This window comes from Parafilimonas sp., assembly GCF_051953455.1.
Taxonomy (GTDB): domain Bacteria; phylum Bacteroidota; class Bacteroidia; order Chitinophagales; family Chitinophagaceae; genus Parafilimonas.
Genome location: NZ_JBQCIT010000010.1, coordinates 76,640 through 85,221, shown reverse-complemented (window position 1 = coordinate 85,221; position 8,582 = coordinate 76,640). Strand labels below are relative to the sequence as shown.

Here is an 8,582-nt window from a genome sequence, read left to right as displayed (position 1 = left end):
CATTGTATGGTATCTTTGTATTGATAGCTTTGCTGCTGTTAACAGCAGAAATTTTTATTCCTGAAACAAAAAGAAAAATACAAACAAACTGAAATATTTTTTTACCATATTAATAATGTGTTTCAGTGCGGGTATTATGGCGCAACCCACCAACAGCGAAATAAGCAAAGGCAACGAGGCTTACCGCAAAGGCGATTATAAAACAGCTATTGAAGCCTTTAAAAACGCATTGCGGAAAGATCCGGCTAATAATACGGCGCGCTTTAATCTTGCCAATGCATTGCAAAGGCAAAATGAATTGAGTGAAGCCAATAAAAATTATGATGAAGTAGTGAAAGACGCACCACTGAGTTCATTGAGGTCTGATGCCAATTATAATAAGGCGCTGGCTTATTTAAAAGGAAAAGATTTAGTAAAAGCCATTAATGCTTTTAAGGAATCATTAAAGGGCAACCCCGATGATGATGATGCAAGGGAAAATCTTCAGAAGGCATTAAATGAATTAAAACAACAGCAACAACAAAGCAAGCCAAAGAACCAGCAACAACAAAATCAACACCAGCAACAGCAAAAACAAAAACCGTTGAATAAAGATATGATGCAGCAGAAGTTTAATGAGCTGCGTAACCAGGAAAAACAGTTACAGCAAAAACTACAGGATAAAAACAGCACCGCACAACCCGACAAAGACTGGTAAAACAATTAATCACTGCTCGAATGCCTGGGCTCTTTGCCGGGATGCCCGCCATTAATGATCATTTGCACCTGCATATAATTTTTGCCGCTGCCATCATCACTTTTGCGGTAATCAAACTGGCGTATAAAACCGGCGTGCAGCGAAATGTATTTTGTGAACTGGTAACCAATACCGCCAAATACCCGGTTACGCAGAAAGTAAGGTGATCGATTGGTAAAAAACACTTCATCATATAACGGTATATAAACCGTATTGGCCTCAAGTGTTTTATGGTTAAGCGGAATGAATGTAAACAACCGGTACCGGAAACGCATGGAAAAATCATTATTAACCCAGCGTTCTTCTGTGCGGTAGCGGTGTTCAAATCTAACACGGTCCACATAATTCACCGTTATAAACTGCTGCCATATCCTGTATTCATTTGCCGTAACCGGTTTTTTAAAATCACCGGGAAAAGTATAGGTTTCATAGTTGCCGAAACCAAGAAATACAGAAGTTCTGTCGTTAATGTAATACCCGCCGCCAAACTTTAGTTCATGATAAAAAAAATCAGCGGCAATATGTTGGCTGCGTGCCTGCACTTCGCCATACAGAAACACTTTCTTGTTGAAAAAATAATTGTAGTTAAAAATATTCCAGCCGCCTAAAACATTGTTCTGCGCAAATAAAGAATTGCAAACAAACAAGCATAAAAAGATTACTGGCGTTTTATAAATTAAAGACAGTTTCAAGCAAATAATTTTGGCAATGATAACAATAAAATAATATTGACCGGGTTAAAGGCGGGACTATTTTAAGCAGCGGCCCTGCATAATAATTTAGTTGCCTGCTTAAGTATCTTTGTAAGATGAAGATGAAAATGAAGAACGAGGACCTGAAAAAGATCACTGAAATAAAACAATACCTGCTTGATCCGCCGGTAAGTTTTAAATTGGGAGTGTATGCCATGGCGTACCTGCAAAATGCTATTGATCTTTTAACTGCTTATCCGGAGGCTGCTTCAACCGTTGAAAATCTTCAGCAAGCATTACAGCAATTACAGCTTAATAACATAGCGACAGGAAATTTGCGAAGCACATTACAGGAGTTGGGTAAACAACTTAGTTCATTAACAAACAGATAAATTGCAGAAGGAATTTTTTATATAACACAAAAAGCCGGTGATCAACCGGCTTTCCTGTTTCCAGATATAGCATTCGCTCATTTTGTTTCAGGCACATATGCCTGCGTATTTTATCGCTGTCATAAGTTAAAATGTTGATTATTTACCTGAACCAAATTCAGGTTGTGCTATTTTAATCCCATAAGCTGCCATAAAATTGAGCAGGTAACTTAAAATAAAGGCTGGATGATGGCGTGGCCATTAAAGCCTGGCTGGTTGTATTATTGGTAATTGAACCTGCAGATGTTTCGCCACGCAACTTATTATAGATGGCTATGGCGTAGTCGAGGTATTCGGTCTGTTTGTCTTTAGGAAAATTCATTGCCTGCAATTGGGAGCCATAAGCAATAAGAAAAGTGTTGAAAGTAAGTTTGGAAATATCTACACTTGACTTAAATGCTACGCTGGCAAGCGCCGTTTCAATTTGAGTGGTAATGCCGGTGGCCTCAATCTGGCGTACCCACACACGAACATCATATCGTGCTATACCATAATCCTGCACTACAATGTAGTAAGAACTCATTTCCTGCTGAACGCCGGAACCGGCACCAATGATCGCCTCAATTCCTGTGGTAACAAGGCTTGCAATGCCGTCAATAATGTCGTCTGTGCCGCCGGATATAAATTTCTTTATGGCAGAAGACACCTCGGTTGCTATTTTACCGGCATCGCTTCTCACATAGGCCCGGTACTCTTTGTGCCTTGCAAGAATTTCTGTTACAGGAACAGTTTTACTTTCCACAGTGCCGGCAACACGAAGTTCATTTTCAATAGCCGAAGAAAACTCTCTTACTTTTTGTTCGCATAATTCAGAAAGCAGTGATAGTGCTAATGTAAGTTCTGTTTTTTTGTCTGGCGCCGGGTCCAGTGCATTAATGGCATTTTTTAAAACTGACATAATTCGGGGTTTTATAAATGAATAAATAATAACTCAGTATTAGTTCTGCAGTATGAAATTGATGTGGCGGTACAATTTAAAAATGGCATCTGCCAGTTCACATTCATCCGCAGCAGGGGTGCATAGGGAAATGCTGGTATATTCGCCCAACTGGCTCTCTGCAATGGCAACAAGCATTTCATCGGTAATCTCTTTTCCCTTACTGTTTACAGGAAGCATGCCCGGCGCTTTTGCAACTGTATTGCCCAAATGAATAAATGTTGGATGCAGCTCATCAATGGCTAAAGAAAAATCAATAGCCCTTTTACCTTCAGCAGGTTCTTTGGACAAGGTTATAAAATCATTGCCCGTGCAATAAACAATTTCATTTTTATGGTTTACCGTCCAGCGGTTAAAATCTTCAAAGTCGAATGCGCTTATATCATCCACAAAGCCGATAAACCTGTTTAATCTGGCAGAAATGCCAGGGTTAGGATATAAACCCTTCCTGCCCAGTTCCAGCCGTATACGCACGAAATTGCGGCTCATGGTGTTATAATAATAAAAACAACTAAATGGCTTCCGGGATTTTGTTACCCAGGTTTTCAGTGGCATAGAATTACGTTTTTCAGAATGATTAATGCCACAAAATAAACCTGCTTTTAAAGCGGTTACAAGCGTAAGAAAACGGGTTTTTAAAAACACGTATTTCTACGTGCTTTCAGGAAAGTGCGTCGATAATATTATAACGAACCGCAAACAGAACAAGGCCCGCCGTATTGCGGCTGCCCGTTTTTAAAATGAGGTTATTGCGGTGGCCTTCTATGGTGCGCACACTTACGCAAAGCTCGTCTGCAATTTCATGATTCGTCATTTCCCTGCATATTAATTTAAGCACCTCCAGTTCACGGGCGGTTAAGTCTATGTGGATATTGTTGGTGTTTTTATAGTTTTTGGATATTGTTCTCGCCCGCTGCATTACTTTAAATGCATCCGGTGTAAGATAAAACCCGCAGTCATTGGTTTGCCTTATGGCATCAAACAATTCTTTAGGCTGGCAATTCTTCGATAGAAAACCGGCAGCGCCGCATTCTATCAGCTTTACTACAAAGCGTTCCTGCGAATACGCAGATAATACAATTATTTTTATAGCAGGATAATTTTCATGCAGGTAACTGGTAAGATCAAAACCATTCATCACCGGCATTTCAATATCTATAACAGCTATATCAATTCCCTTGTTTTCAGCCAGGCGGTCAATAAATTCTTTGCCGTTGGAAGCATCAAACAACACTTCCATATCCGGCTGCGATTGTATTAACTCAATAATGCCCGATTTAAATAAAGTATGGTCGTCTGCAACAGCAACTGTTATCATTAGAGTTTGGTTGATTTATTAAAGATGCAGTTTGTTTTTATGCCAATATATAAAACAACAGATGTGTTAGCTGAAGTTTGATTTTTCATTTACTTTGGATATCGTGTTCGTGCGGGTAAATTTATTAATTAAATTGATTGCATTAAGGCGTATTCGTTATTTTATGAATGAAAATTGTAAGCTGATATAAAAAAAGAAGCCGCCCGTTTGTAATAGGGCAGCCTCTCCTGAAAACTGTTTTCAATATCCTCTTATTACTTTGCGGTTGTTGGCGGTTTTAAATATTTATCAAGGAAGGCCAGTGTTTTTTCTGATGTTGTAATCTGGTTTTCTTTCTTTACAAAACCATGTCCTTCATCCGGATAAGTTACATACTCAACCGGCACGCCGTTTTTCTTTACACCTTCAACAATTTCATCACTTTCAACAGGCAAGACTCGCACGTCATTCAAGCCCTGGAATACAATTAAAGGCTTTGTTATTTTCTGATAATTGTATAAAGGTGATGCTTCTTTCAAATGAATACTGTCGCTTGTATTGGGATCGCCCATTTCTTCATATAAAGCTTTGCGGAACGATTCCCAATAAGGCGGTATGCTGCGTAAAGTGCGCAGCCAGTTGGCAACACCAAATAAGTCAACACCAACCTTAAATTCATCGGGGTAACTGCAGATTGCGTTCAGCACCATACAGCCGCCATAACTGCCGCCATAAATTCCAATGGCGTTGCTATCAATATAGTCCTGTTCAGCCAGCCATTTCTTGCCCCATACACAGTCTTTAAGATCAGCATTGCCATGATCTTTATTATCCATTTTATAAAATGTTTTTCCATAACCACTGCTGCCGCGATTATTTACGGCGAGCACTGCATAGCCATGATTAACGAGGTATTGAATGGCATTACTGAAACCAATACGGCTTTGACCGCCGGGTCCGCCATGCACCCAAACCAGGGCGCCCACTTTATTACCAGCGCTTGCCTGCAACGGTTTATAATAAATGGCCGGAATTTCTTTGCCATCAAAAGATTTAAAACGCACCACTTCTGCCTTTACCAAATCATTTTCATCTATTTCTTTGTTTAAGGTTGATGTAAGCTGCTTTAACTTTTTACCTTGAATATTGTAAGCATAAAGATTACCAGGGCTGGTACTGCTGCCCACAGACAGCAATAAGTTTTTTTCTGATGGCGATATGATAATGCCTTGTACATCGCCATCTTTAATTTCAGGAAATGAAATTTCTTTACCGGAAGCATGATCAAACAGCAATACCTTGTTTTTACCATCATCGTTTATAAAAATGGTATGGTATTTTTCATGGTCGCTTAAGCTCATGCCTGCCACATCCCATTTGTCTTCATAAATTTTATCAGCCTTGCCGCTGTTAATATTATACTTTACAAGATAACTGAATTCATTACCATCGTTTGTGGTGTAATATAAAATGCTGTCATTCTTTTCCATGGCCTGCAAACCCCAGTTAGCTTCATGACCATTACTCAGGCGTTTGCTTGTTTTTGTGTCCCGGTCGTAGAGATATAGTTCATTTTTATCGGTGGTAATGCTTTTATTCAGCCCAATATATTTTTCACTTTTGCTAATGCCTGCTATATCATAGGCAGAATCATTTTCATAAAGCAGGCTGGCTTTCCAGGTGGCCGTATCAATCTTCCACAAATCAAACACCTGCGGATTGCGCTGGTTGCTGGTGATATACAGCGCTGTTTTATCATCGCTCCAGCCATAAAAATTATTAGCGCTGCCGGCCCAGGGCGTAATATCTGTTGCACCGGTGTCGGTTTTGCTTTTGAGATAAAGATGCGAGTTTTCATTACCGCCCTGGTCTGCCGAGTAAATAAACTTTTCAGTTCCGGGCAAATAATCAATCGCAAAAAAAGATTCTTTGGCAGATGTTGTTAAAGGCTTTACTGCCGTATCTGCAATGTTCAGTTCATATATATTATAAATGCCGGTGCTGTTATTGTTTATAAGCACTTTGCTTTCATCGCTGTTAAAACCTGCCGCTCCAACAGAAAGGTTATTATATAGCTGCTGAATAGTGTATTGTTTTGGCATGCGGGATTTTTGTTCCGGCTGATTGCAACTGATGAATAAGAGCAGCAAAGCTGCTGCAGTTAGGTGTTTAAGCATATTAATCGGTTTTGAACGAAACTACGGAAGTTTCCCGCTTATAAAAAACACGGTCATTAACAGCAACTGTATTGCTTAACGTTAAATTTTATCCCAATCCCGAAAAAATAACCCGTCACCTGCCTATTGCATAAATTTGCAGCCTATGCAGCTATATTGCAATTCGCTTACGGCATACGGCCGTTTAAAAACCCGTGAGGTAAAGATTGGGTCTCTTTTATTGGGCAACCTTCATCCGGTGCGTGTGCAAACCATGACGACTACCGATACGATGGATACAATTGCCACGGTTGAGCAAACCATCCGTTGTATTGAAGCCGGCGCAGAACTGGTGCGTATTACAGCGCCTTCAAAAAAAGATGCGGAAAATCTACTCCACATAAAAAATGAGCTGCACAAACGTGGCTATACCACACCACTGGTGGCCGATATTCATTTCACACCCAATGCGGCAGAAATTGCCGCCCGCATTGTAGAGAAAGTAAGGGTGAACCCAGGCAATTATGTTGATAAGAAAAAGTTTGAACAAATTGAATACACCGATGCGGAATATGCAGAAGAAATAGACCGCATACGCGACCGCTTTACGCCGCTGGTTAAAATCTGTAAAGAATATGGAACGGCCATGCGCATTGGCACCAATCATGGTTCTTTGAGCGACAGGATTATGAGCCGTTACGGCGATACGCCGATGGGCATGGTGGAAAGCGCCATGGAGTTTTTGCGTATAGCAAGAAATGAAAGCTACCACAATATTGTATTGAGCATGAAGGCCAGTAACACACTTGTAATGGTGCAGGCTTACCGTTTACTGGTTAATACCATGTTTGAAGAATTTGGAGAAATATATCCTTTGCACCTTGGCGTTACCGAAGCAGGCGATGGCGAAGATGGCCGGATAAAAAGTGCTGTGGGCATTGGTACTTTAATGGAAGATGGTTTGGGCGATACCATACGTGTATCGCTTACCGAAGACCCTGAATTTGAAATACCGGTTTGTAAAGATTTAGTGAAGCGTTATGAAAACCGGGAGCATCATTCACCCATAGCAGATTTGCTGCAGAAAATTAAGTCAACCGTCAACCGTCAACCATCAACGGATGAAAGCTCATCGGTTAGCCCTCAGCGGTTAACATTACCCTACAATCCTTTTGAATACAAACGCAGGATTACACATGAAGTAAATAATATTGGCGGCACATTGGTACCCGTGGTGGTGGCCGATTTTATGCAGAAAGAAAAAATTAATGCGGCAGATTTAAAAGCCATTGGTTATAGTTACGATGCGGCAACGGACAAGTGGAATATTGGCGATTCTGCAGCAGATTATATTTATACTGCCAATAAAACACTCGACTTTCATTTGCCCGGAACATTAAAAATTATCTGCAACGCTAAAACGTGGATAGAGGCTAAAAATTCTCCCGCCTTTGGAGAAAGCTGGGGGGAATCCGTTTTTCCATTATTTGAAGGCGTCGATTATCTTGATATACCGGAAAAATCGTCCAGGCAAAATTTTATTGCAATAGATGTTCATGCAATTGACAAGGAAATAAAGGAAAGGATTTTCGACCAGGTTGCTACGGATGTAACAGCAGTATTATGCCTTTATTCATCCAATAAACATAGTATGGCCGATGTGCGCCGCAACATGATCGAGCTGGTGGAACGCAACATAAAAGCACCTGTTATTATTTGCGTGGAAAGCCATTGCGCTTCGGTGGATGAACAGCTTATTGAATTTTCGGCAGAAGCCGGTGCTTTACTGCTCGATGGCTTTGGCGATGGCATATGGCTGATGAATGACCCTCAGAAAATGAGTAACACACGTGTAAGCGGCCGTAATTATATTGCTGTTGCCAACAATCATCAATTCCTCAATACAACATCATTTTCCGTATTGCAGGCAACACGCACCCGCATTTCAAAAACCGAATACATCAGTTGCCCGAGTTGTGGAAGAACATTGTTTGAACTGCAGGAAACCACGGCCAAAATCCGTGCGGTAACCAATCATTTAAAAGGCGTAAAAATTGCCATTATGGGCTGTATTGTAAACGGCCCCGGCGAAATGGCTGATGCCGATTTTGGTTATGTGGGCAGCGGCGTTGGTAAAATAACTTTATACAAAGGTAAAGAAGTTATTAAACGTAATGTTGACAGCAATGTAGCGGTTGATGAACTGATCAATCTTATTAAAGATTACGGCGCATGGATTGAGCCCCTATCTTCCAAAGGCGAATTAATGCCTTAATTTCCAACTGGCCTACAGCTCTTTAAAAATCCATGTTCACGGGATGTAATGATAGTTT

Annotated in this window: 8 protein-coding genes; 3 read left to right on the top strand and 5 right to left on the bottom strand. The window is 40.6% G+C overall.

Annotation, left to right across the window (positions count from 1 at the left end):
- Window positions 1-115 precede the first annotated feature (115 nt).
- Window positions 116-697, top strand: a complete 582-nt coding sequence (locus ACTHN6_RS03975) for a tetratricopeptide repeat protein (RefSeq protein WP_440434422.1) — start codon at window positions 116-118, stop codon at window positions 695-697.
- 5 nt (window positions 698-702) lie between these two features.
- On the opposite strand, the gene ACTHN6_RS03970 is transcribed toward ACTHN6_RS03975, so the two are convergent.
- Window positions 703-1,428: a DUF2490 domain-containing protein gene (locus ACTHN6_RS03970; RefSeq protein ID WP_440434421.1), complete on the bottom strand. Its 726-nt coding sequence runs from the start codon at window positions 1,426-1,428 to the stop codon at window positions 703-705.
- Window positions 1,429-1,556: 128 nt separating this feature from the next.
- Here ACTHN6_RS03970 and ACTHN6_RS03965 point away from each other — a divergent pair, with 128 nt between their 5' ends.
- Window positions 1,557-1,820: a hypothetical protein gene (locus ACTHN6_RS03965; RefSeq protein WP_440434420.1), complete on the top strand. Its 264-nt coding sequence runs from the start codon at window positions 1,557-1,559 to the stop codon at window positions 1,818-1,820.
- Window positions 1,821-1,992: 172 nt separating this feature from the next.
- On the opposite strand, the gene ACTHN6_RS03960 is transcribed toward ACTHN6_RS03965, so the two are convergent.
- The 4 genes from ACTHN6_RS03960 to ACTHN6_RS03945 form a co-directional block, all read right to left on the bottom strand.
- Window positions 1,993-2,757 carry a hypothetical protein gene (locus tag ACTHN6_RS03960; protein WP_440434419.1) on the bottom strand — a complete coding sequence of 255 codons (765 nt, stop codon included), beginning with the start codon at window positions 2,755-2,757 and terminating at the stop codon, window positions 1,993-1,995.
- A gap of 39 nt (window positions 2,758-2,796) precedes the next feature.
- Complete coding sequence (locus tag ACTHN6_RS03955) at window positions 2,797-3,351, bottom strand: hypothetical protein (protein WP_440434418.1); 555 nt, start codon at window positions 3,349-3,351, stop codon at window positions 2,797-2,799.
- Window positions 3,352-3,457: 106 nt separating this feature from the next.
- A complete protein-coding gene (locus ACTHN6_RS03950) occupies window positions 3,458-4,114 on the bottom strand; it encodes a response regulator transcription factor (protein ID WP_440434417.1) in 657 nt (218 codons plus the stop codon).
- Window positions 4,115-4,368: 254 nt separating this feature from the next.
- Window positions 4,369-6,270: an alpha/beta fold hydrolase gene (locus ACTHN6_RS03945; RefSeq protein WP_440434416.1), complete on the bottom strand. Its 1,902-nt coding sequence runs from the start codon at window positions 6,268-6,270 to the stop codon at window positions 4,369-4,371.
- 145 nt (window positions 6,271-6,415) lie between these two features.
- Between ACTHN6_RS03945 and ispG the strand changes: the two genes are divergently transcribed.
- Window positions 6,416-8,524, top strand: a complete 2,109-nt coding sequence (ispG, locus tag ACTHN6_RS03940; RefSeq protein ID WP_440434415.1) for a (E)-4-hydroxy-3-methylbut-2-enyl-diphosphate synthase — start codon at window positions 6,416-6,418, stop codon at window positions 8,522-8,524.
- The last annotated feature ends 58 nt before the right edge of the window (window positions 8,525-8,582 follow it).

Coding starts and splice junctions, on each gene's coding strand:
- ACTHN6_RS03950 (WP_440434417.1), bottom strand. CDS start 4,114: ATGATAACAGTTGCTGTTGCAGACGACCATACTTTATTTAAATCGGGC.
- ACTHN6_RS03965 (WP_440434420.1), top strand. CDS start 1,557: ATGAAGAACGAGGACCTGAAAAAGATCACTGAAATAAAACAATACCTG.
- ACTHN6_RS03955 (WP_440434418.1), bottom strand. CDS start 3,351: ATGCCACTGAAAACCTGGGTAACAAAATCCCGGAAGCCATTTAGTTGT.
- ACTHN6_RS03945 (WP_440434416.1), bottom strand. CDS start 6,270: ATGCTTAAACACCTAACTGCAGCAGCTTTGCTGCTCTTATTCATCAGT.
- ACTHN6_RS03960 (WP_440434419.1), bottom strand. CDS start 2,757: ATGTCAGTTTTAAAAAATGCCATTAATGCACTGGACCCGGCGCCAGAC.
- ACTHN6_RS03975 (WP_440434422.1), top strand. CDS start 116: ATGTGTTTCAGTGCGGGTATTATGGCGCAACCCACCAACAGCGAAATA.
- ispG (WP_440434415.1), top strand. CDS start 6,416: ATGCAGCTATATTGCAATTCGCTTACGGCATACGGCCGTTTAAAAACC.